The organism is Jeotgalibacillus haloalkalitolerans, assembly GCF_034427455.1.
GTDB lineage: Bacteria > Bacillota > Bacilli > Bacillales > Jeotgalibacillaceae > Jeotgalibacillus > Jeotgalibacillus haloalkalitolerans.
This window is the reverse complement of sequence record NZ_JAXQNN010000005.1, coordinates 156,923-179,359: the sequence shown is the minus strand read 5'-3', so window position 1 is coordinate 179,359 and position 22,437 is coordinate 156,923. Positions and strand designations below refer to the sequence as shown.

25 protein-coding genes are annotated in these 22,437 nt (G+C 44.0%); 16 read left to right on the top strand and 9 right to left on the bottom strand.

Features of this window, described 5'->3' with window-relative positions; genetic code table 11:
* Positions 1 to 84: 84 nt before the first annotated feature.
* Together UFB30_RS13880 and UFB30_RS13875 are read left to right on the top strand one after the other, a co-directional pair.
* On the top strand, positions 85 to 531 hold the full coding sequence (locus UFB30_RS13880; protein ID WP_322422292.1) for a DUF4385 domain-containing protein: 447 nt from the start codon (positions 85 to 87) through the stop codon (positions 529 to 531).
* A 123-nt stretch (positions 532 to 654) separates the two neighbouring features.
* On the top strand, positions 655 to 1,536 hold the full coding sequence (locus UFB30_RS13875; protein ID WP_322422291.1) for an EAL domain-containing protein: 882 nt from the start codon (positions 655 to 657) through the stop codon (positions 1,534 to 1,536).
* A 39-nt stretch (positions 1,537 to 1,575) separates the two neighbouring features.
* Here the strand turns inward: UFB30_RS13875 and UFB30_RS13870 are convergent, their stop codons facing one another.
* The gene (locus UFB30_RS13870) at positions 1,576 to 1,920 is read right to left on the bottom strand and encodes a DUF3307 domain-containing protein (RefSeq protein WP_322422290.1); all 345 of its coding nucleotides are present in this window, start codon (positions 1,918 to 1,920) and stop codon (positions 1,576 to 1,578) included.
* A 104-nt stretch (positions 1,921 to 2,024) separates the two neighbouring features.
* Between UFB30_RS13870 and UFB30_RS13865 the strand changes: the two genes are divergently transcribed.
* The 7 genes from UFB30_RS13865 (at position 2,025) to UFB30_RS13835 (ending at position 11,416) form a co-directional block, all read left to right on the top strand.
* On the top strand, positions 2,025 to 3,155 hold the full coding sequence (locus tag UFB30_RS13865; RefSeq protein ID WP_322422289.1) for an HD domain-containing phosphohydrolase: 1,131 nt from the start codon (positions 2,025 to 2,027) through the stop codon (positions 3,153 to 3,155).
* Positions 3,156 to 3,166: 11 nt separating this feature from the next.
* Positions 3,167 to 5,014, top strand: a complete 1,848-nt coding sequence (locus UFB30_RS13860; RefSeq protein WP_322422288.1) for an adenylate/guanylate cyclase domain-containing protein — start codon at positions 3,167 to 3,169, stop codon at positions 5,012 to 5,014.
* Positions 5,011 to 5,379 carry a response regulator transcription factor gene (locus tag UFB30_RS13855; RefSeq protein ID WP_322422287.1) on the top strand — a complete coding sequence of 123 codons (369 nt, stop codon included), beginning with the start codon at positions 5,011 to 5,013 and terminating at the stop codon, positions 5,377 to 5,379. Before UFB30_RS13860 ends, UFB30_RS13855 begins: the two co-directional genes overlap by 4 nt.
* A 12-nt stretch (positions 5,380 to 5,391) precedes the next feature.
* Entirely contained in the window at positions 5,392 to 8,148 is a 2,757-nt protein-coding gene (locus UFB30_RS13850) for an ATP-binding protein (protein WP_322422286.1), read from the top strand.
* A 515-nt stretch (positions 8,149 to 8,663) separates the two neighbouring features.
* Positions 8,664 to 9,626, top strand: a complete 963-nt coding sequence (locus tag UFB30_RS13845) for an acetamidase/formamidase family protein (RefSeq protein ID WP_322422285.1) — start codon at positions 8,664 to 8,666, stop codon at positions 9,624 to 9,626.
* 28 nt (positions 9,627 to 9,654) lie between these two features.
* Positions 9,655 to 10,467, top strand: a complete 813-nt coding sequence (locus UFB30_RS13840) for a GNAT family N-acetyltransferase (protein WP_322422284.1) — start codon at positions 9,655 to 9,657, stop codon at positions 10,465 to 10,467.
* Positions 10,460 to 11,416, top strand: coding sequence for a Gfo/Idh/MocA family protein (locus UFB30_RS13835; protein ID WP_322422283.1), 957 nt, complete (start codon positions 10,460 to 10,462; stop codon positions 11,414 to 11,416). The genes UFB30_RS13840 and UFB30_RS13835 overlap by 8 nt, the downstream gene beginning before the upstream one ends.
* A 24-nt stretch (positions 11,417 to 11,440) precedes the next feature.
* On the opposite strand, the gene UFB30_RS13830 is transcribed toward UFB30_RS13835, so the two are convergent.
* A complete protein-coding gene (locus UFB30_RS13830) occupies positions 11,441 to 12,310 on the bottom strand; it encodes an EamA family transporter (protein WP_322422282.1) in 870 nt (289 codons plus the stop codon).
* A gap of 69 nt (positions 12,311 to 12,379) precedes the next feature.
* On the opposite strand from UFB30_RS13830, the gene UFB30_RS13825 reads away from it, so the two are divergent.
* Entirely contained in the window at positions 12,380 to 12,919 is a 540-nt protein-coding gene (locus tag UFB30_RS13825) for a GNAT family N-acetyltransferase (protein ID WP_322422281.1), read from the top strand.
* A 9-nt stretch (positions 12,920 to 12,928) separates the two neighbouring features.
* Here UFB30_RS13825 and UFB30_RS13820 read toward each other — a convergent pair whose 3' ends face one another.
* The gene (locus UFB30_RS13820) at positions 12,929 to 13,303 is read right to left on the bottom strand and encodes a hypothetical protein (RefSeq protein WP_322422280.1); all 375 of its coding nucleotides are present in this window, start codon (positions 13,301 to 13,303) and stop codon (positions 12,929 to 12,931) included.
* A gap of 130 nt (positions 13,304 to 13,433) precedes the next feature.
* On the opposite strand from UFB30_RS13820, the gene UFB30_RS13815 reads away from it, so the two are divergent.
* Positions 13,434 to 13,805, top strand: coding sequence for a sulfurtransferase (locus UFB30_RS13815; RefSeq protein WP_322422279.1), 372 nt, complete (start codon positions 13,434 to 13,436; stop codon positions 13,803 to 13,805).
* A gap of 1 nt (position 13,806) precedes the next feature.
* On the top strand, positions 13,807 to 14,103 hold the full coding sequence (locus UFB30_RS13810) for a rhodanese-like domain-containing protein (RefSeq protein WP_322422278.1): 297 nt from the start codon (positions 13,807 to 13,809) through the stop codon (positions 14,101 to 14,103).
* Positions 14,104 to 14,346: 243 nt separating this feature from the next.
* Here UFB30_RS13810 and UFB30_RS13805 read toward each other — a convergent pair whose 3' ends face one another.
* Both UFB30_RS13805 and UFB30_RS13800 read right to left on the bottom strand, forming a co-directional pair.
* Positions 14,347 to 15,303, bottom strand: coding sequence for a D-2-hydroxyacid dehydrogenase (locus UFB30_RS13805; protein WP_322422277.1), 957 nt, complete (start codon positions 15,301 to 15,303; stop codon positions 14,347 to 14,349).
* Positions 15,304 to 15,314: 11 nt separating this feature from the next.
* Positions 15,315 to 15,821, bottom strand: a complete 507-nt coding sequence (locus tag UFB30_RS13800; RefSeq protein ID WP_322422276.1) for a metallophosphoesterase family protein — start codon at positions 15,819 to 15,821, stop codon at positions 15,315 to 15,317.
* A 73-nt stretch (positions 15,822 to 15,894) separates the two neighbouring features.
* Here UFB30_RS13800 and UFB30_RS13795 point away from each other — a divergent pair, with 73 nt between their 5' ends.
* Positions 15,895 to 16,614 (top strand): GNAT family N-acetyltransferase, encoded by a 720-nt coding sequence (locus UFB30_RS13795; RefSeq protein ID WP_322422275.1) that lies wholly within the window; start codon positions 15,895 to 15,897, stop codon positions 16,612 to 16,614.
* A gap of 67 nt (positions 16,615 to 16,681) precedes the next feature.
* Positions 16,682 to 17,230, top strand: a complete 549-nt coding sequence (locus UFB30_RS13790; protein ID WP_322422274.1) for a YtxH domain-containing protein — start codon at positions 16,682 to 16,684, stop codon at positions 17,228 to 17,230.
* Positions 17,231 to 17,331: 101 nt separating this feature from the next.
* On the opposite strand, the gene chrA is transcribed toward UFB30_RS13790, so the two are convergent.
* The 3 genes from chrA to UFB30_RS13775 all read right to left on the bottom strand — a co-directional run bounded on the left by chrA (position 17,332) and on the right by UFB30_RS13775 (position 19,441).
* Complete coding sequence (chrA, locus tag UFB30_RS13785; protein WP_322422273.1) at positions 17,332 to 18,501, bottom strand: chromate efflux transporter; 1,170 nt, start codon at positions 18,499 to 18,501, stop codon at positions 17,332 to 17,334.
* Positions 18,502 to 18,515: 14 nt separating this feature from the next.
* Positions 18,516 to 18,824 carry a PadR family transcriptional regulator gene (locus UFB30_RS13780; RefSeq protein ID WP_322422272.1) on the bottom strand — a complete coding sequence of 103 codons (309 nt, stop codon included), beginning with the start codon at positions 18,822 to 18,824 and terminating at the stop codon, positions 18,516 to 18,518.
* 308 nt (positions 18,825 to 19,132) lie between these two features.
* Entirely contained in the window at positions 19,133 to 19,441 is a 309-nt protein-coding gene (locus UFB30_RS13775) for a DUF3243 domain-containing protein (RefSeq protein WP_322422271.1), read from the bottom strand.
* A 176-nt stretch (positions 19,442 to 19,617) separates the two neighbouring features.
* Here UFB30_RS13775 and UFB30_RS13770 point away from each other — a divergent pair, with 176 nt between their 5' ends.
* Together UFB30_RS13770 and UFB30_RS13765 are read left to right on the top strand one after the other, a co-directional pair.
* Positions 19,618 to 20,640 (top strand): ThiF family adenylyltransferase, encoded by a 1,023-nt coding sequence (locus tag UFB30_RS13770; protein WP_322422270.1) that lies wholly within the window; start codon positions 19,618 to 19,620, stop codon positions 20,638 to 20,640.
* Between the two features lie 130 nt (positions 20,641 to 20,770).
* Entirely contained in the window at positions 20,771 to 21,898 is a 1,128-nt protein-coding gene (locus tag UFB30_RS13765) for an MFS transporter (RefSeq protein WP_322422269.1), read from the top strand.
* Here UFB30_RS13765 and moaC read toward each other — a convergent pair.
* Entirely contained in the window at positions 21,895 to 22,395 is a 501-nt protein-coding gene (gene moaC / locus UFB30_RS13760; RefSeq protein ID WP_322422268.1) for a cyclic pyranopterin monophosphate synthase MoaC, read from the bottom strand. The two genes, UFB30_RS13765 and moaC, sit on opposite strands and share 4 nt — an antisense overlap.
* Positions 22,396 to 22,437: the final 42 nt, after the last annotated feature.

Here is a 22,437-nt window from a genome sequence, read left to right as displayed (position 1 = left end):
AATTTGTCCCAGTCTCTTTTCTTATACTCCTTTATTTTACCAAGCTCTTAAAATGGGTATGGTGTACAAAGGAGGCTGACAGCAATGGCATTTGATTACGATTTAGACTTCGACAACATTGATTTCAGGGAACAGCCTGAATTATATAGAGTGGGGCGGGGGGAGCAAGGTGTTCTCCTTGTAGAACCGTATAAAAGCGAGATTCTTCCTCACTGGCGCTTCAAAACACCTGGAATTGCAAAAGAATCCTCTGAAAAAATCTATCAAATGTATTTGGATTACAAGGATAAAAATGATTTTGTCGGAATGGATATGGCACGTAAGTTTATACAGATGGGGTATACACGTTCAAGGCGTTATGCAAATTATAAAGGTGGAAAAAAGTACGATAAAAGCGGTGATATCAATGATCGCGATATTGATGAAGAGAAAGCGGAGTCTGCTTCGATTTTTGAAAAGAAGTGGATCAAGGTACGTGAAGATGAAGAATATCTTGCGATGAAAAAGGCGCATCAAAAGAAATATGGTTAACGAAAAAGTTATGAATAAAGGCCTGTTTAATATTATTAAAAAATTCAGAAAAAATAGTATGAAATAATCATAGAGTGCGTTATAATGAATATAAATACGCTGGTTTCTGAAGGGGTGTTAACGTTGGATGTCGCTTATTTTTCACCGAGAAGTGCTGCTGTAAAGGCGTCGAAGAATACGCCGTTTTCTTCAGATGGTAAAAAGAACATGAATCCACCTGCTTCAGTCTCAGCCTTGAAGCTTTCATTTAGTGATGAAGTCAAAAGGGCGATGCGGGCAGATGAATTCAAACTATATTACCAGCCTCAGATTAATGTCAAGACCGGTGAATTGTTTGGAGCTGAAGCACTTATCAGATGGCACCATCCTGAACGGGGCGTACTGTACCCGGACAGTTTTATACCACAGGCAGAGTATTCAGGTCAGATTATAGATATTGAGAGATGGACACTTGGACGTTTGTTCAGGCAGCAGGCAGAGTGGCAGGAGCAGGGTGAGGAACTAACAAATATCGCGCTGAACATCTCTGGCAACCACTTTGTTCACGGATCCCTCGTGACAGAGACTGCCCACTTGACTCACAGTTATCAAATTGATCCATCATATATTACACTTGAGCTGACAGAAAGAATCAATACAGAACTTGACGTATGGGTATCTCAGGTCAGTATGCTGCAGGACATCGGCATAAAAATATCAATTGATGACTTTGGCACAGGATTCAATACTATGGCCCATTTAGTTGATGTGAATGTGGATTTTCTTAAAATTGATCAGTCATTTATTAAAAAAATGACTTCAGACAATAGAGCTTTCAAAGTAGTTCAGTCTCTGGTTCAGATGGCTGAAACCTTAGGTGCGGTACCGGTGGCTGAAGGAATTGAATCGCAGGAAGCGCTTCACCTATATCAGCAGACTGGCGGCCAGATTGTTCAGGGCTACCATTACAGCGAGGCTATACAGGCACAGGAATTTCAGAATCAATATTTATCACTTGAAAAATAGCGCTGACTGTCTCTCAGACAATCAGCGCTATTTTTTTCTTTAAAGGAATAAAGCAATAGCTAATACAATCAGATGAAAAGTCTGATCAACAACGATCGTCAGCCATTTCTGTTCACTGGGGGGAGGACTCATAATATGTGTAACCCACCACTGCACAACCAGCTGCTTATCAATCAGGACATGAGTAATAAAAATAAATAGAATCCCGAATAAAGACAGCCCGCCGAATGTCAGAAATGCAACCACTGAAACCGTTGCAGTATATACAAAACAATGTGTAAGCAGTGCTGGCCAATGATCTTTTTTACGTCCGGCCATCCAGCTTGTTTGAAACAAATAATCCCCAATTAGATGAGAAAGAAATAAATAAGAAAATGGCGTCATTTTTCACCTCTTGTAGTTCTTTAGTTCTATTCTTTAATTTGATATAATTAATATATCATAGAATATAGAGAGAAAATGAAAAATTGTAAAAGGGGACAGCGGGTATGAAAAAACATTCTGGGTCATCAATTGACATTCCTGCAGAAGAACTGCTGAAAATTATCTTTGAATTTGCATCTAAGCTCGCACATGAAAATGACCTGGATCAGCTGCATTTATTAATGGCTGAAATGGGCAGAAGGCTGACGCTCGCTGATCGCTGTACGCTGTGGATTGCAGATCCTTCAGAGAAAAAGCTATGGACGAAGATTGCCCATGGTATTGATAGAATTGAAATCCCCATTGACTCAGGTCTTGTAGGGGCTGCCTACCATTCAGGTGAATCAATTTCTATTAATGATGCGTATAAAGACAGTCGGTTCAATCCGGCAGTCGATCAGAAAACCGGATATCGTACATATTCGATCTTATGTATTCCAATCCGTAATGCAGACCAGGAAATGATCGGTGTTTACCAGGCAGTCAACAAACAGACCTCTCCTTCACATTTCACTGAAAAAGATACGACTTATTTATCCCTCGCCGCTACGTATACAGGTCAGTCAATGGAAAAAGCAATCTTGTACTCTGAACTGATTGAATCCCAGAAAGAAATGATTCTGACAATGGGGAATATTGGTGAAAGCCGCTCACGTGAAACTGGTCAGCATGTAAAAAGAGTAGCAGCTTATTCATATCTGATTGCAAAAGGCAGTGGTCTGTCAGAAGAAGAATCGCGCCTGATCGAGCTTGCGAGTCCTATGCATGATATAGGAAAAGTTGCGGTTCCCGATGCCATATTAAATAAGCCGGGCAAATTAACCGATATAGAATTTAACCAAATGAAGAACCATGCTGAAATTGGATACGGTATTTTTAAAAAATCAAAGAGAAAAATCCTTCAGGCTGCGGCATTGATTGCGAGGGACCACCACGAAAAGTGGGATGGATCAGGTTACCCTGCCGGCCGCAGCGGAGAGGGCATTCATCTCTATGGCAGGATCGTGGCGATTGCTGATGTTTTTGACGCACTCGGTTCTAAAAGGCCTTATAAAGAAGCGTGGCCGCTTGAAAAGATTCTGGAATTAATTCGTCTGGAAAAAGGAAAGCACTTTGATCCTGCCCTTGTGGAGGCATTTTTCGATAATCTGGATGCAATCATAAAAGTGAAAGAACAGTATACTGACGAAAACTGAGGAGGGATTGTATGAAAGAAAAACTGTACGTCTTTAAGAGAGACTACCCGATACCGAGACAAAAAGCATGGGATCTTTTGGCTGATACTGAGCATTTGAATCGTGTATCGGGACTATTTCCAGTGGATTTTTCAGACTCTGCCTTTGAAGATCAGAAGTTGTTTCGTTATGCAAAAGCAAAAGCATTTGGATTAGTTCCTTTAAAATGGCGGGAGCACCCTTTTGAATGGGTGAAAGAAGAAGTCTATTCTGTAGAGCGCCGATACGAAAGCGGACCGATCAGACTTCTTTTATGGGAAGTCGCCCTGGAGGATTCTGAGACACGGCTTGCTGATGGAAGTTATGGCACCCGGGTAACCGGTACTGCAAGGTTCACACCTGCAAATGTGCTTGGACACGCAGCGATTCCTCTTGCGGGACTCAAATCAATAAAAGAAATTATGAAGTATCTTGATAAATATATCGAATCAAACCACCATAGCGGCTATGACACCATGCCTGTTAAATCACCCCCGGAAATTGATCAGGGAAGAATGAACAAAATAGCGGACAAGCTCTTATCATTACACCCCTATCCTGAGCAGGTAAAGCAATTATGTTATCATCTTCAATCAGCCGGCGATGATGAGGTGCTTCATATGAAGCCTTATGTAATAGCTGATAAATGGCAGTTTCCGCGCAAGGAAATGCTGACTTTATTCCTTTACGCAGTAAAAGAAAGCCTGCTGATGCAGGAATGGCACCTGATGTGTCCGAATTGCCGCGTGTCAAAAACGACCGTCTCTTCAATGAAGGAAATAAAAGATCAGGTTCACTGTGATCTTTGCGGGGTCAATTATGAAATGAGCTTTGATCAGTATATTGAAATGCAATTCTCAGTTCATCCTTCAGTGCGTAAAGCGACTGACCAGACATTTTGCCTGACGGGTCCTGCGAAATCGTCACACGTACTTGCGCAAAGAAGGATTTCGCCAGGTGCACAGGTAAAGCTGCAATATCCACCAGCTGAAGGCCGTACAAGAGTCAGACTGTTAAAACATAATAAAGTCATGGAGCAGGGGCAGTCTGACAACAGCCAGTCATACACTTTTGACGGGGAACACTGGAACAGTCCAACTGCTGCTTTGAGTTCATCAGGTGGTTCGCTGATGATCATGAATCGTTCTGATGAAGAAATCATTGTGGTGTATGAGAAGACAGATTGGAATGGTCAGGCTGTTACTGCGGCTGAAATTACTTCACTTCAGTTATTCAGAGATCTCTTCTCCTCGGAAGTGCTCTCTCCAGATCAGCAGATTGGTGTGCAGTCAATGACAGTTCTTTTCAGTGATCTGAAAGCTTCTACTGCATTATATGAAAAAGAGGGAGATGCTGGCGCTTATCACCAGGTGAGTGAGCATTTCAGATATTTGAAGAAACATATTAAAGCGCACAGCGGCACGGTTGTTAAAACGATCGGTGACGCGGTTATGGCTGTTTTTTACAGGGAAGAGGATGCGTGTCTGGCTGCCCTTGATATTCAGGATGGGATTGATCAATTCAATCTGGAACAGCAGGTGCAGCTATCTATAAAGCTTGGGCTTACTTCAGGACCGGTGATCGCAGTGAATGCGAATGATCTGCTGGATTACTTCGGAAGAACGGTAAATCTGGCGGCCAGAATTCAGCAAAAGAGTCATGGGAATGACATCTTAATGCTGAGTAATGATTTTGACAGAGTCAAATCAAATCTCAACAGCTATCAATTTGATTTAACTAGTGAAACAGCAGAGCTTGCAGGTACAGTTCACATGCATCAGCTGATACGTCTGAGCAGAATCACTAAACCAGCCAAGCGTGAAAAGGAGGAAATCAGTTGAATAAATTACTAATTGCAGATGATGAGGAAATTCTGAGAATGCTGATTGAAGATACATTGGAAAACCTTGAAATTGACATTGATACAGCAGTGGATGGCAATGAAGCGTATCAAAAGCTGAGCAGCGGGGAATATGATTTTGTCATTCTGGATTATATGATGCCGGGCCTTTCCGGACGTGATGTGCTTGAGCGTTTAGATCCGACCGTCAAAAGCAGTCTGCGCATTTTAATGCTGACTGCAAAAACACAAAAGGAAGATCGGGAAGCGCTGGAAGCAGCGGGAGCAGACTATTTTATGGCAAAACCGTTCAGCCCGGTTGAACTGAGTGATTTTGTAGAAAATATGATTAATGGAGCAAAGTAACGGATGAAAACCATGAGAAGTAAATATTTATTTATTGCATCCGGTGTCTTCATTACAGTATTCCTCAGCTTTTTGATTGTGGGGTTCTTTATTAATCAGCAGCAGAATCAGCTGCTTGAAGAGCATCAGGACATTTATGAAAGACAGGAAGCGGCTTCAGAACTGGCTGATGCTTTAAATGATGTGTTTTTCAGAGCGCGTGGTGTCTACGCTTTTCAATCTGCTTTGGAGCGTGAACGCCTGGCAGACGCGCTGAACAGGTACCAAGATGCAGTTGCTGAATTCAGCAGTCTTGATCTGACTTCAGAGGAACAGCTGCTAATAAATGAATTAACCAGTTTTATGGAGGATTATGAAAATAATAATCTTCCTGCTGCAATTGCGCTTGCAGAGGCTGGAGATTATGAAGGTTTGCGTGAGCTATCTCAAACGGGATTGAATATTACCGTAAATGATTTTGTGAGTTATACAAAAGAAGTGGAGACGGAATCTGAGCAGAGACTCGATGAAGTCTCAAGAGAATCCATTGAAAACATGCTGTCTTCATTTATTTTCTCATTAGCCATTACAGGCGTGCTGATTCTGATTCTGGTTATATTTATGTGGAAAGTCATCGCATCTATCATTAAACCGATCGAAAAACTGCATGTTGCTGCCAATGATATCAGGGAGGGCAGAAAACCTGATATTGAAAAATCTGAGCGCAATGACGAACTGGGCGCTTTGACTTCAAGTTTTATCGACATGACAGCTTTTCTTCAGCATAACGAAGAAGAACTGCATGCACAGAATGAAGAACTGCTCGCTCAACAGGAAGCGATGCATGAGCAGCAGGATCAGCTGGCTGCAACTTTACTAGAGACGCAGGAAACAAAAGGGCGGCTTGAGCTATTTAATGATTTGAATCGTGTTTTATCCAGTACATCAAATCGCTATAAGTTCCTTGATGATATGGTTCAGTATATGAACAGGCTGTATGCTTTTGATCAGATCATGATGTATATGGCAGATCACTCCGCTTATTCTGCCATCAATGTTTCAACAGAGAAAATTCAGCAGATTGTAAATGGGCCTTTTCATCAGGCTGAAGGCGGTCTGAGAATACGTAAAAGACTGGCGAGACCTGAGGAAGACGGTCTACATACACCAAAGAGTTATGTATATGACCTGACTGCTGAGATTACCGGTGCATCTGGTGAACTGATCGGGATCTTCAGAGCGAATCGATTTGGCAGACCATTCGAAGAGACTGAATGTAAAGAAATTGAGGGGCTTGTTCAGCGGATGTCTATCGCATTTCAGCGACTGCTCGCTTTCGATGAAATTAAGTACGCGAGAGAATTGACACAGGATATGCTTGATAACATGACAGAAGGGCTGCAGCTGATTAACCAGGAGAAGTGTATGGTCCAGCATAATGAAGCTTTATGCAGACTGCTTGAAGTAGAACCTTCTGAGGATGAAAAGATTGAATGTGCTGAATGGCTTGCACGGATGCTTTCAAGAGTGAACGAAGAAGATGAACTGAGAACATTTTTGGAATCCGCGATTGAATCTGCATTCGAAGGAACTCGTTCAATCAGATATACATTAAAATCTGATCATGATCATGATCATATAAAAGTATTTGATGTATATGGCATGTCTGTCTATCGTGATAAAGAATGGACAGGAACCATTTTTGTACATCGTGATATTACGAAAGATTATGAAGTTGACAGAATGAAATCGGAGCTTGTCAGCACAGTCAGTCATGAATTAAGAACTCCGCTTTCAAGCGTACTCGGTTTTGCAGAACTTCTTTTAACAAAAGAGATGAAGCCTGAAAAGCAGAAGCGTTATATTGAGACGATTCATAAGGAAGCGAAAAGGCTGACAAACCTGATCAATGACTTCCTGGATCTGCAGCGGATGGAATCAGGTAAGCAGGAATATCATATGGAAGAAATTAAATTGAATGAGCTTGTGATGGAGGTTCTTGAAAAAGTGAGTATACCATCATCACACGCATTAATTTTACGTGATCAAATGGAAAACAGCATGATTAAAGGGGACAGAGAGAGATTAACGCAGGTTATGACCAATCTGTTGAATAATGCTGTGAAATTTTCACCTGATGGTGGGGATATCACTGTCAGTCTGCATGCTGACCAAAGCTTAGCGTCTTTTGTTATAGAAGACCAGGGAATCGGAATACCTGAAAATGAAGTCAGCAAACTCTTCCAGAAGTTCAAGCGGATTGATAATAGTGAAAGCCGTAAAATCGGCGGTACCGGTCTTGGGCTGGCAATCTGTAAAGAAATTGTTGAAAAACATATGGGTCATATCTTTGTGACGAGTGAAGAAGGTAAAGGTGCTGCGTTTCATGTTGAACTTCCGCTGATTAGCGAAAATGAGAGTCATACAATGACGGGGGAGAATACCATACTTGTACTGGAGGATGATCCAAGTCTTGCTCTATTAATTGCAGATGAACTAAAGTCGAGTGGCTTTTCGGTTGTTCATCATTTTCAGCCTGAGCGCGCAGTTGATGCGGTGGCGAACCAGACTTTTACAGGTGTCATTGTGGATTTGATGCTGGGTGATGACCTGAGCGGGTGGGATGTTATCGGGCAAATTCGCAGCCAGCCGGAGAATGAACATTTGCCAATTATCGTGTCCTCTGCGCTGGACGCAGATCATGAAAAAATACAGCAATACAATGTCACTCACTACCTGACCAAGCCGTATCCTCCTGAAAAAATTTCAGAGGTAGTTAAAGGGCTATAAAATGATGTCTCACCAGCTTTTTTTAGCTGGTGTTTTTTAATAGGCGGAGATAACAACAAAAATATGCGATTGCTACATCTTTGATGGATGATTGCTGCAGGTTCCGGGCGTATCGCTACGTCCCGGAGCTGGATTGCTACATGCCAAGTTGAAACAGCGACAACTAAGCCTGTGAACCGCACCAAACTCTGCATGCACTTGAGAAACCGTCTTTTAGTTACTTAAAGGCATCAAGAGGGTGTGTTGCAACAAAGTGGCGGACGGATATGACAACAAAAATGTGGGATTGCTACATTCTGAGGGATGAATGCTACAATCTCCCGGGCGTATCGCTACAAGCCGGAGCTGGATTGCTACAACTCGTGTGGAAACAGCGACAACTAGGAAAGTGAACTGTACCAGAATCAGCATGTGCCTGTGAAAATAATTGCATTTCAAGAATATTCAGTATACCTTTTTCAATTCCCAGTCATTTCACGTACAATGGAAGAAACGAACAGCTGGAGGGAACACACATGGCAACACATCACATAGAAGCATCAGACAAAGTACTTCACGGTTCGTTCAGTCCGGAGCATAAGCCGGTTTTGACAATCGAAAATGGCGACAGCGTCACATTGAATACAATCGGTCTTGAGTGGGGACTGAAAAATAAAGATGGAAGCTCCGTTACATTCCGTTCCCGCACGAAAGAGAAAAAGCCGGGACATCCACTGATTGGACCTATTTACATAAATGGAGCTAAGCCGGGTATGATGCTTGCCGTCCGCATTAATAAGATTGTGCCGGGCTGGTACGGCTGGAATGTGGGAGGAGGCTCTGACGCCTGGCAGAATGAACAGGCAGAGATCTCCCGTGAAGAAAAAACAGTTTTAAACTGGGAATTAAATACTGAAGATATGACCGGGACCACAACAATCGGAACAAGAGAATTCCAGGTGCCGCTTTCTCCTTTTATGGGTGTAATGGCAACTGCACCCGCTGAAAAAGGACTGCATTCAACAATCCCGCCCCGCTATTGCGGTGGTAATATTGACTGTAAAGAGCTGGTTGAAGGCAGCACAATTTATTTGCCGGTCGCCACAGAAGGTGCGCTGTTTTCCACAGGAGACGGCCACGCAGCACAGGGAGATGGTGAAATTTCTGGTACAGCTATCGAATGCCCGATGGATGAAGTCAGTCTGACCTTCACGCTATTTGAAAATCAATCTATCAATGGACCACGGGCTGATACACCGGCCGGATGGCTGACATTCGGCTTTGACGAGGATTTGAATAAAGCTGCCGGTATTGCGCTGAAAGAAATGATTGATCTCATGCAGGAGCGTTTTCAGATAAGCAGAGAAGAAGCAATTGCGCTTGGCAGTACAGTTGTTGATCTTCACATTACACAGGTTGTGAATCAGGTGAAAGGTGTGCATGCCGTGCTGCCTCATGATGTACTTGAGGTCGAAACAAGTAAGCAGGCGGTTAAATAATGGCTTGATAAAAAAGGGGCGGTTTATGATGCAGGTCAGGCAAATGAAAGAGGATGAACACGATTTCTTTCTGGAGATGTTGTATGAGTCGATTTATATCACTGAAGACAAACCATCCAAAGAGGTGCTGTTATCTTCAGACGAAATGAGAAAATATCATGAAGATTGGGGCCGGCCGGGGGACGAGGTACTTGTGGCCGAAGAGAATGGCGAGTTGACCGGCGCAATCTGGTACCGGCAGTTTACAAAAGAGCATCCGGGATACGGTTTTGCCGGATCTGATGTACCGGAGATTGGTATGGCTGTCAGAGCCGATAAAAGAGGGAAAGGTGTTGGGAGAAAACTGCTTGAAGAAGTTGTTTCTCACGCAATGAACCAGGGATATGACTCGTTATCTCTAAGTGTGGATCCTTATAATCACCAGGCAGTTAAACTTTATAAAGACTTTGGCTTTGAAAAGGTTGGGACGTCAGGTACATCCATTACAATGCAGGTTTTTTTAACAGAGGCTGATCAGCGTATACGAAACCTCCAGCGCAGCGGTGCAACAGCAAGGGCAACGATGCAAATCGATCAGCAATCAAGAAGAAATCAGCTGATAATAGGTGGGGTTGCTTTATTATCAGGTATTCTGCTGCTGATCGGTTCATGGATTGCATCAGCCATTTATGCAGCAAGTCTGGATGCCTGGAATACACGCTCCGGTAAGTTTTTTACTGCGATGCAGGAGACAAGTATTTTTCCGCTTATACTCAGCGCGGTTCTGCTCGTTTCAGGTATTACATTGATCATCAGAGAATTCAATTACTCGCTCAAAAAGGAAGGTGTTTCAAATGATTAAAATCGCTATGTTGAGCCGCTGGCACGTGCATGCAGATGATTACATAAAGGAAGCGTTAAATAACCCGGATATTGAAGTAGCAGCAATTTGGGATGAAGATCGTGAAAGAGGGGAAGCCTGGGCAAATGAGCAGGGCATCCCCTTTATAGCAGCGCTTGATGATGTCCTGTCCGATCAGGAGATTGATGGTGTCATTGTGGATACGCCGACGACAATGCACAAGGAAATCATCCTGAAAGCAGCTGCTCATGGCAAGCATATTTTTTCTGAAAAGGTACTCGGTCTGACTGAAAGTGAATGTGAGGAAATCTTTCGGGCTGTCGATCAGGCAGGCGTTCATCTGATGCTTTCCCTGCCAAGGCTTTCAGCAGATTATTACCTGTATGGTCAGCAGCTGGCTGATGAAGGAAAGCTGGGCAAAATCTCATCTGTCCGATGCCGCGTGGCGCATGATGGTGCAGTGCCAAAAGACGGCGGGAAAGGGTGGCTTCCTCCTCATTTCCTAAAGCAGGAAGGGACCGCCGGCGGTTCACTGATTGACCTCGGTGCCCATCCGATCTATCTTGCCAACCGCCTGTGTGGCGAACCGGTTGAAGTGAAAGCGATGTTCCAGCACGTATACGGTCATGAAGTCGATGATCAGTCAGCGGTGCTTGTGAAATATGAAAGCGGTCAGATGGCTGTCCTTGAAACAGGATTTGTCACAAGCGGATTATTTCAACTTGAAATTCACGGCTCTGAGGGAGTTTATCTGGTGGAGGATAAACAGGCGCGTTATAAAAACGCTGAGACTGACGGTGAATGGAAGGAAGCTGTGCTGCCTGAAGGTCTTCCAAATGCCATGTCACAATGGGCATCACAGATTGGAAAAGGACAGTTCCCGTTTATCACGAGGCAGGATATGCGCAGGCTGACAAAGGTAAATGAGCTTGCTTACCGGCAGCAATAAGTAATAAAACAGAAGCAGGGTCTGTCATACCCTTGCTTCTGTTTTTCGCTTGAAAGACAGGATGACGATCGACATCATGAGCAGTAAAACGCCCGTCCATGAGAGCAGAGACAGTGCTTCACCAACCAGCATGACGCCTAAAAGCGCAGCTGTCATCGGCTCTGCGAGTGAGAGTGTAACCGCAGTGGACGATTTGATTCCTTTAAGACCTCTCGCAAACATTAAATAAGCGAGTGCAGTTGCGATGATACCGATATAAAGGCCTGTACCGATGCCCGCCGGTGTTGCAATCCAGCTCAGATCAAAGAACAGCAGGGCCGGGGCAAGTATGATCGCAGCAATCGTGAATACGACCGCTGTGACAGTGTCAGGAGGGTGCGTATTTAATAGTTCCTTGCTGACAATGGTGTATGTTGCAAAGGCTGTGCCTGCACCAAGCGCCAGCAGCATGCCGACCGGATCAACCGTAATGGCTTCGGGGTTAGCAAACAGCAATACACAACCTGTGATCGCGGTCATTGTCGCGAGCCACCATTTACTGTCAGGGATTCTTTTATACAACAGCCATTCAAGCAGACCGGCAATGATCGGTGCAGAACCGATGGCTGTTACGGTCCCGACTGCCACACCTGTCATCAGGACAGCTGAAAAGAAAAAAGGCTGATAAAAAGCCATACATAATGCAGCAGCGATTAATGACTGGAGCGGCCAGCCGGAAATAGAAAAATTCCGCTGCAAAATTGAAAATAGCAGGAGTGCTGCACCGCCAATACATAATCTGAAGGCGCCGAATGCAACAGGGTGCGTACCAGCAGGTGCAAACGACTGAGCTGTCCCGGTCGTCCCCCAAAGGACAGCAGCAAACAATACAAATAAAATAGAAGCAGATCTCATCAAACTCACCTGGATTTTCTTTTCTTCTCAGTATAAGGGTAAATGGTCAGATCTGTAAGAGGTGATTGTATGAAATTAGAAATGGAAAGAATCCTGTTAAGACCGTTTGAAAAAGAAGACTTTGAAGAATACAAGAAGCAGATCAGCAGCAGACAGCCTTCTCAGCATCAATATGATGAGGGGTATATTGATCTGACCGGATTTACCGCGGATCTATTTGAAGAGAAAATTGAACGTTTTGATAAATGGGCAGAAGACGATCATATTTATGTCTTTGCAGTTGTGAGGAAAGAGGACCAGACGTTACTGGGTCACGTTGATATGCTGATTTTACAGCGTGACGACACACAGTGGGCTTCTGGTGGTTACGCATTGCATAACCAGTTTTGGGGAGAGGGCTACGGAACAGAAAGTCTTAAAGGGCTCATCCGCATGGCATTTGAAAAGCTGAACCTGCACAGACTGGAAGCTCAGATCAATTTAGATAATACGGCCTCTGTTAAAACAGCAGAAAAAGCCGGGATGGCATATGAGTGCACACGGAAAAAGTTTATTCATGAAAACGGCGAATGGACAGATCATTTGATTTATTCAATATACGCAGATTGAAAAAAGCGCCTATGCGGCGCTTTTTTCTCTGTCTTTCTTATTTTTTCGGGTTCTTTTAATATCAAGCCATATCCCGAGGGCAATCGCGATCCATAAAAAAGGCTGATCAATGCTGAGCGGGGTATCCGTTTTGCCACCGATCAACTGCAGAAATACGACCAGAACCGAAAAATAAATAGTCACCGGCAGACCGACCAGTTCGTCACGCTTTGAGGCTTTTGGATCAAAGGTTACAATAGATACGGCTAAAAAGACAAAGAATAGAATAAAAAGTATGCCCGTTGTCAGAAACGGCGTGACATCCGGAAAGAAAAACCGCACGAATACCATGGTAAGTGCAGCAAGTGTGAGAATTGAGCTAATTCGGTTGATCCATAATTTCATCGTTTGACCTCCTGAAATTTCTACTAACAGTATAGAAGAAAAAAGGGTTAATACGCAAAAACTTTCCGCTTGACTATATGCCCCTGGGGGTATAATATAATCAATGTAAACTTTAAGAGGTGGTGTTGGAGTGGAATTATTACTCATTGCAGCAATCGTCATTGCACTCATTTCAATTTATAAACGCTATGCCCCTGTAAACGGTGTAGAGTGTGTACCTGAAGACCAGATGAACCAGTCAGAAGTGGTTGTTGACTTAAGGCCATATAACGATTCAACCGTAAACAGATTTTCCCCGTTTCAGCATATTCCATATGCTTACCTGAAACGATTTTATAAAGAATTGCCGAAAGAAAATATACATGTCATCGCATCAGATCATGTAGACCTGAAGCTTGGAATCCGTTTTCTGAAAAGCAAAGGGTACATGGTCAATAAAATGACTCTCCTCCAGAAGTCTGAGGCTGGAGTAGTTAAATTAAAAAAATGTGGAGGTTATTAAAATGAAATCAATTATGCCAACTGAAGTAGAACAGAAGTTAAATGCAAATGAAGAGCTTCATATTCTGGATGTAAGAGAAGCGGAAGAAGTAAAAGGCGGGAAGATTCCCGGTGCAGTAAACATCCCGCTCGGCCTGCTTGAATTCCGTAAGCAGGAGCTGGATAAATCGAAAGAGTATATCGTTGTCTGTGCATCAGGCGGCCGCAGCACAATGGGCACGCAGTATCTTGAAGGACAGGGCTACAGCGTAACCAATATGTCAGGCGGCATGATGAACTGGCAGGGGAAGACTGAATAATTCAACTTAAAAAACCTGAACATCCGAATTTCACTGGATGTTCAGGTTTTTTATTTACGCTTTGTTAAAGTCCATTGTTGTTTCTGCACAGCTGGTGATTGGAGCATAAGGGGGCGGCTCGCAGGAAGGGACGTGTGAGGCCATGGCGAAGCCTGCGGGCTCAAGGACAGGACCAAAAAACGGTCCACCGACGGAAAGCGTCCCCCTGAAGCGGAAAGCATCAGCCAATATAATAAAGTGTATTTAATATCCCTTCTGGTAATCCACCACATTCACACTCAGCTTCTCATCATTAATGAATGATTTCAGATTAGGAATCAGGATATCCCTGATCACACGGGCATTGTAATATTCCGTTGACCCTGCTGTGTGTGGGGTGACGATGACATTGTCCATTTCCCACAGCGGGCTGTCTTCAGGCAGCGGTTCTGTTGCAAATACATCAAGCCCTGCTCCAGCAATTTCCCCTTCCTTCAGCGCCTGAACCATGGCTTTCTCATCAATAATTTCACCACGTCCGATATTCACAAGAAAACTCTCCGGCTTCATCTGCTCAAATGTTTCTGCAGTAAATAGACCGTTTGTTTCCTTTGTAAGTGGTAATGTAATGACAATATAATCACAGTCAGGCAGAACCTGATGAAGCTGATCAAGCTGATACATTTCGTCAAAATACTCTTCCTTTTCACCACTTCTGCGGAACCCTGCAACTTCCATGCCAAATGCTTTAGCAATCTTAGCTGTTTCCTTACCGATTGCTCCGGCACCTAATAGGGCAAGCTTCTTCCCGTGCAATTCAAGCTTTAATCCGGCATGATGCCATTTTTTCTCTTGCTGCTGCCGGGTGTATGTATGAATATGGCGGGTCCAGCCAAGCATCATTGCAAAAATGGTTTCAGCAATTGGAAACGCATGAACACCGTTTGCACTTGTCAGCTTAATATTATGCTTTTCAAACGCTTCAAGCGGGTGACTGTCGATCCCGGCACTCCAGGACTGTATCCACTCAAGATTTTCAGCCTGATCAAGGTAAGGTGTCATCGCTTTCTTCCATCCTGCAATTACAGTTGCATCTTTCAGGCGAGGCCCCCACTGATCTTCATCTTTTCCGGTTATGACTGTCCAACCGGGAGCTGCTTCTTCAGCTGCCTTTACCAGGTTCTCTTCAAGGTCATGTGCAATCACTAATTTTTTCTCCATTTGAATTCCTCCTATTTTTTACTATCATAATAGATAAATTCCACACCTAACGTATCCTCAACCGTCAACACGACAAAAGAAAACTGCTTCTGTCTTCTTTTATCTGTCGGGGACCCCGGATTCAGGACCTGCAGGCCATTCACTGTTTTAAAAGAAGGAATATGCGAGTGACCGTAGATCAGCAGATCAATCCTGTCATCTGAAAAAGCTTCCAGGGCTCTTTTTTCAGTCGTTTTTCCTTTTCCGTGACCATGAACCATCCCGATTTTAAATGAACCGACGTCGACAATCTGTTTTTCAGGCAGCACTTTAAGGACAGCTTCATCATCTGCATTTCCCACAACGCCTAGCACCGGCGCAAACTGTTCGAGTTCATGGAGGACTTCTATTGTGTTAAAGTCCCCTGTATGAAGAATCAAATCAACTGTATTTAATTCTTTTAAAAGTCTGGGTGGAAGTGACTTCGCCATTCTGGGCATGTGCGTATCTGAGAGTACAATGATTTTCAAATCTTTCACACCTTTGATTTTAACGTGTTAAACTAACATTAATTATCAATTAATTCAGATGGAACGTAAAGGAGATCAACTTATGGAGTTATATCAGGGAGAAGCTGTCAGAAAATCTGACAACGTGAAAACACAATATGTCATGAGACAGCTGACGGATAATCAATTTGATGAATTCAAAGCATTTCAGCATAAAATTGTTGCAGGGCTTGAAGACCAGGTAACACTTCAGCCGCTGACAGATGAAGAAATACAATATGTCTTAGGTGAAGGAGGCATCCTGGTCGGGGTGTATGTGGAAAACCGGCTGATTGCGGTCCGCGCACTGCTTTTCCCGGGGGATGATGAAGAAAATCTGGGCAGGGATCTCGGACTGTCATATGAAGAACAGATGAAGGTTGTACACCAGGAAATTTCACTTGTGGATCCTGATTACCGCGGCAACGGTCTTCAGCAGACAATGGCTAAAGTGATCATGCAGGAACTGAAATTCACAAATCCATACTTTGAACACGTCTGCTGTACAGTCTCACCGTCAAACCTGCCAAGCATGCGTGACAAGTTCAAGCAGGAAATGGTCGTAGTGGATGTGAAATTGAAATATGGTAATATGCCACGCTATATTTTTTACAAACCGCTGAAACAAAAGCTTTTTGTTGATAAAGATTCATATATTTTTGTCAGAACTGATAAAACAGAAAGACAAAGAGATTTCATGGCTTCAGGGTACGTAGGCGTTGGTATCAGCAGAACTGAGCTCGGTACATGGCTTGCGATGGCAAGGCTGAAAGAATCGGTCTGAATGTTTAAATGAATAACAGAAGGGTAGACTCCTAAATATACAAAACATCTTAGGAGGCTATTTAACCATGGCACAAAATTATAACGGCAAAAATGAAGGCAGCAGCAAATTATTAATGGGTGTATTAGTTGGTGCAGCGGTTGGTGCTGCAGTTGCACTTCTTGACACAAACACAAGAGAACAGGTGAAAACAGGAAGTAAGAACATCGGATCATCTACAAGCGGCTTTGTACGCAACGTAAAAGATAATCCGGGCGAGTTCAAAAATGACCTGTCAGGACGTTTCCAGTCAGCTGTCTCAACGCTTAAAAATGCAATGAACGAGGCACAGTCTCTATATGAAAAAGTAAATGAAGATGTCGTGCCACAGGTAGAAGCTATCCGCGACAGCGCTTCTGATATCGTTGATACAGCGAAGGAAGCTACAGAAGATGCAAAAGACATCGGCAGCCAGGTTGCTGATGCAGGATCTGAAGTCAAAGAAGGCGTATCTTCACAGTCAGGATCAACAGGCTCATCAAACGACTCTGTTGTCCAGCTGAACAAAAAGAGCCAAAACACAGTCGACGCAACACCGCAGGGAGATATCCCGGGTGATGTAGGCCGCGATAAATAAAGAATGTAAAAAAGGAATCGCCGGTGGGCGATTCCTTTTTTGCGATACAGCGGGGACGGAGGTTACTGTATCACCTTTACAATATTATCCTTATTATTCATTTACAGAAACAACAGCCCTGCAACCGCACCAGTCAACACCACAACCCATGGTGGAAGCTTCCAGAACACAAGCATGCTGAATAAAAATGCTGCCAGTACGAAGTGGATCGGCTCCAGAATAGAGCTTGTCCAGATCGGGAAGTAGAAGGCTGAGATCAGAATGCCGACAACTGCTGCATTTACACCCATAAATGCTGCTTTCATTTTTGGGTTTGTTCTTAAAGCATTCCAGAATGGAAGTGCTCCAAGAATGAGGAGGAACGCAGGAAGGAAGATCGCTGCAGTTGCAAGCAGTCCGCCCTGCCAGCCGCCAATTACAGCACCAATGTAAGCCGCGAATGTAAATAACGGACCTGGAACTGCCTGTGCGGCACCGTAACCTGCAAGGAACTCTTCTTCAGTCAGCCAGCCGGTCGGGACGAATTCACGCTCCAGTAAAGGAAGTACAACGTGTCCGCCGCCGAATACGAGTGAACCAGAACGATAAAAGCTGTCGAACATTGCAATCCAGTTTGCTGTCGTTATTTCCCGGGCAATAGGGAGAATGGCAAGGAGTGCAAAGAACAATGCAAGAAAGACAGCGCCGAGCTTTTTAGATACCGGGAATGTAAATTCAGGATTTTTTTCAGTTGTATCTCCTTTAAATAGAAAGAATCCTGCGATTCCGGCAATTACAATGACTACGACCTGACTGATCGTCGTTTGCCACAGTAATGTGACAGAAAGCGCGAGAAGTGCCATAGCTTTACGCTGAAGGTCGGGCGTCAGATTTTTTGCCATTCCCATAATGGCATGCGCTACAACCGCAACAGCGACAACCTTAAGACCCTGGAGCCAGCCGGCGTCTGAGACGTCAAAGCTTGATACAATCATTGCGAAGATGATCAGTACGATGACTGATGGCATGGTAAAGCCAATAAATGATATCAGACCCCCGAGCAGGCCGCCCCGCATAACCCCAATTCCGATTCCGACCTGAGAACTCGCAGGTCCGGGTAAGAACTGACTGAGTGCAACCAGGTCAGCATACGTTTTATCAGTCATCCATTTTCTTCTCTGAATATATTCATCTCTGAAATAACCGAGGTGGGCGATTGGCCCGCCGAAAGAAGTTAATCCGAGACGGAGTGACACAAGTAAAATTTCAAGTAATGATCCTTGTCTTTTCATATGAATCTCCCTTCTTAATCCTTGATTTCCTTAAACAGTTCATACGCTTTGCTGCGTGCTTCTTTTAACACTTCTTCACCACGGACAGTGGCCGTATAGTATTTTCTGATATGACCGTCGACTTTTCGTTCTTCTTTTAACAAAAGGCCGTCTGCTTCCATTGAGTGAAGAATAGGATAGAGTGTACCGGCGCTGATTTCATAGCCGTGCTCACGCAGCTCTTCAGTCATCCAGGCTCCGTAGATCGGATGCTCAAGTGCATGATGCAGAATGTGGATCTGAATAAAGCCGAGAAACAGTTTTCGCAGTATTTTATCATCCATACGCATGTCCCCTTTATTGAAATCGTAATTCGATATCGAAAATCGATATTAGCATCTTAACAGGGGTTTGCAAAGTTGTGAAGGGATGAATGTGGATCTTAACATTAAATTTACAAAGTCATATTTTTCGGATAGGGGTGGAGGGGTGTGGCAGGTGTTTTATCGGGATCGTATTTGTATCATGCGCAGGGGTAAGAGGTTTAGCTCCAGTGGGGCACTCCATTTAATTGAATCACCCAGCCGCATTATTCAACACCGGCCCCGGACATACAAAAGCCTCCGCAACCAGGCGGAGGCTCTCGTCTATATCAGTTCGTTGATTGTGCAAGTCTGACAAGCAGGTGCGCCAGCTGGTGACGCTGTTCTTTATCGCCAAGCTTCCAGAGTTCCTGGAGAAGCTTTTCTTCACGGTTACGAGGCTCTTCATTTTTAGCCAGGTAATCTCCGACTCTTTCAGCACCTTTCGCAAGTGCTTCTTCACCGAGGCCCAGTTTTTCACCTTTAGATACCTGATCGCCTAAGTAATCCTTGAAGCGGTCAAAGCTTTGAAGAATTTCTTCTTTCTTTTCAGGTTCCGTATGACGTGCTTCCTGTTCTACTTTGTTTTCAATATCCATGATAAAACCTCCTGTAAAAATTTACTTGCTTTTCTAGTAGGTGGTTTCCCGGGTCACATTCTTTTAAACATCCTTAAAAATAAGAATTGTATGAATTATTAAGCTGTAACCTTGTCGCGACATGTAATAACTGCTATCTTAGTAAAAAACTATTTTAAATGAAGGGGGCGGATCAGTTGCAGCAGGACCGATACTCACGACAGGAGCTTTTCAAGCCGATCGGGTCTACCGGACAGGAAGAACTCAGCCGGAAGCATGTACTCATTATCGGCGCTGGTGCGCTCGGAACAGGTGCCTCTGAAGCACTGGTAAGAGCAGGAGTAGGAAAAATCACGATTATCGATAGAGATTATGTTGAATGGAGCAACCTTCAGCGCCAATCTTTATATAGTGAACAGGATGCACGCAGAAAAATGCCAAAAGCAATAGCGGCTAAATATAGATTGGAGCAGGTTAACAGCTACGTTGAGATTGAGGCAGTTGTTGCGGATATCACCTATGAAGATTTGCTGAAGTATGCTGAAAAGAGCCACTTAATCATAGATGCGACTGATAACTTTGAAACAAGATTTGTCATTAATGATGTGGCGCAGAAATTAAAACTCCCATGGATTTATGGTGCATGTGTCGGCAGCACGGGTATGAGTTTTACAGTTGTCCCGGGTGTCACACCGTGCTTTAACTGTCTGTGGGAAACGACACCTCCAACAGGACAAACATGTGATACGGCAGGTATTATCAGTCCGGCGGTGATGATGGTGACTGCTCACCAGACAGCAGATGCACTGAAAATCCTGACGGGAAATACTGAAGCACTCAGCGGAAAGCTCGTTACATTTGATGTGTGGCAGAACGATTACCAGGCAGTTGGTGTCTCGAGACTGAAGAAAACGGATTGTCCATCATGTGGAGAAAAGCCGACTTATCCATATCTATCAATGGAAACAGCAATGAAAACAGCTGTTTTATGTGGACGGGATACAGTACAGATCAGACCCGCTGAAAAAAAGAGTGTAGATCTTGGGGATTTACATACAATCTTTTCAACCCAGGGGCTGCCTGTGCAATACAATCAATTTTTGATCAGCATCACATTTGATCCATACAGAATGGTCATTTTTAAAGATGGAAGAGTACTGATACACGGTACCAGTGACAAGGGAGAAGCTAAGAAAGTCTATCATAAGGTATTTAACTGAAAAAGGCGGATTCCCTAATGAAGCAAAAGGGAATCCGCTTTTTAAATAACCGGAAAGTACAGTGTTTTCACAAATTAATTAAGGGAATGGTAAGATTAACTCACAGTATAAGAAGAAAGAAGATATGACCATGACCAAGATCATTTACTTCATCATTATCGTGACATTTATTGATACATTCATTCAGCTTCCGGTGATGACACCTTACGCGATCAGCCTGGGTGCGACTGAAACCATGGCCGGCCTGATTATTGCGGTTTATTCAGCACTGAATGTCGTTGGGAATATAGCAGGCGGTTATGCAGTGGACCGATATGGCAGAAAACCGATTCTGGTAATCGGAACAGTGCTGTCTGCCGCGGTTCTTTTATTTTATCCGCTTGCGCAGGATGCAGGTCAGCTGCTGGTGGTCAGAGCGGTTCATGGTGTAGTCAGCGGTCTGTTGATCCCGTGTGTATTTGCGATTGCAGGTGACTATGCTGCGAAAAGAAGCACGAAACCGATGGCCTACATTGGTGCCGGGATCGGGAGTGCAGCGATTTTAGGGCCGGCAGCCGGTGGCATACTTGCAGCGAATGGTTTAACAGATGCTGTGTTCTATTCAGTGGCCGTTCTTTTTGCCATCTGTATCTGGCTTACGATCAGGTATGTATCTGAGTCATTCAGGGAAAGAGAGAGAAGAGTGGTTACAGGCGCACCGATTCTGGAACTGTTAAAAGACAAAAAGCTTCAGCAGGCATCGCTAGCAGCGTTTGCTCTGATGGTCAGTAACGGTACACTTGCATTCGCACTGCCTTTAAAAGCGGAGGATCTCGGGCTGACGCAGGCCTCTGCGGGGATCTGGTTAAGTATATTCGGTATAACAGCCGTCATTATTTTCGTTACGAGACTGAATAAAATATACGATAGATTCACATCTGAAAAACTGACTGCAACAGGGCTGATTACGATCGGTCTGATACTTGGACTGATTCAGTGGATCACATTACCTGTGATCATTCCTGTGCTGATGTTTGTTTACGGCATTGGATTTGCTTTGATCTTCCCGTCAATGAATCAAATGGTGACGGACATGTCTAATAAAGCAACGAGAGGGAAAGCGTTTGGGATTTTTTATTCCTTCTTCTCAGCCGGTGTTGTAGCAGGCTCAAGCTTAGCAGGGTTTGTCAGTGAAAAAGCAGGCCTGCCTTTTACCGGCGGCGCTGCTTTGATTCTGACAGTCAGTCTGATCTTTATTGCGATTGGCAGGCTGCGTTAAAGCTTCATCTCCGGGCTTCTGTCCCGCAGATAGTCACCATTTTTCCCGCCGGTCTTTTCAGCGAGGAAGGTTGGTCCGATGACCATTCCCTTGTCAGATGCCTTACACATATCATAGATCGTCAAAGCACTCACTGAAGCAGCGGTGAGTGCTTCCATCTCAACGCCTGTACTGCCTTTTGTCTTTACTGAAGCTGAAATTTTCAGTTCATAGCGGGAATCAAGATCCCATTCAAAAGCCAGATCGATTCCGCTTAAAGAAAGCGGGTGGCACATAGGGATGATGGTTGACGTCTGTTTGGCAGCCATAATACCAGCCACCTGCGCAACTGCGAGTACATCGCCTTTTTTAGATGTCCCGTTTTGGATATGCTGATAGATTTCTTCATTTACTACAATACTTGAGTGCGCAACCGCGATTCTGACTGTTTCATGCTTGTCGGAAATATCGACCATTCTGGCGCGGCCCTGTTCATTAAAATGTGTTAAATCTGACACTGCTATCACCTCAATTAATTAATATACCCATTGTAGCACGAC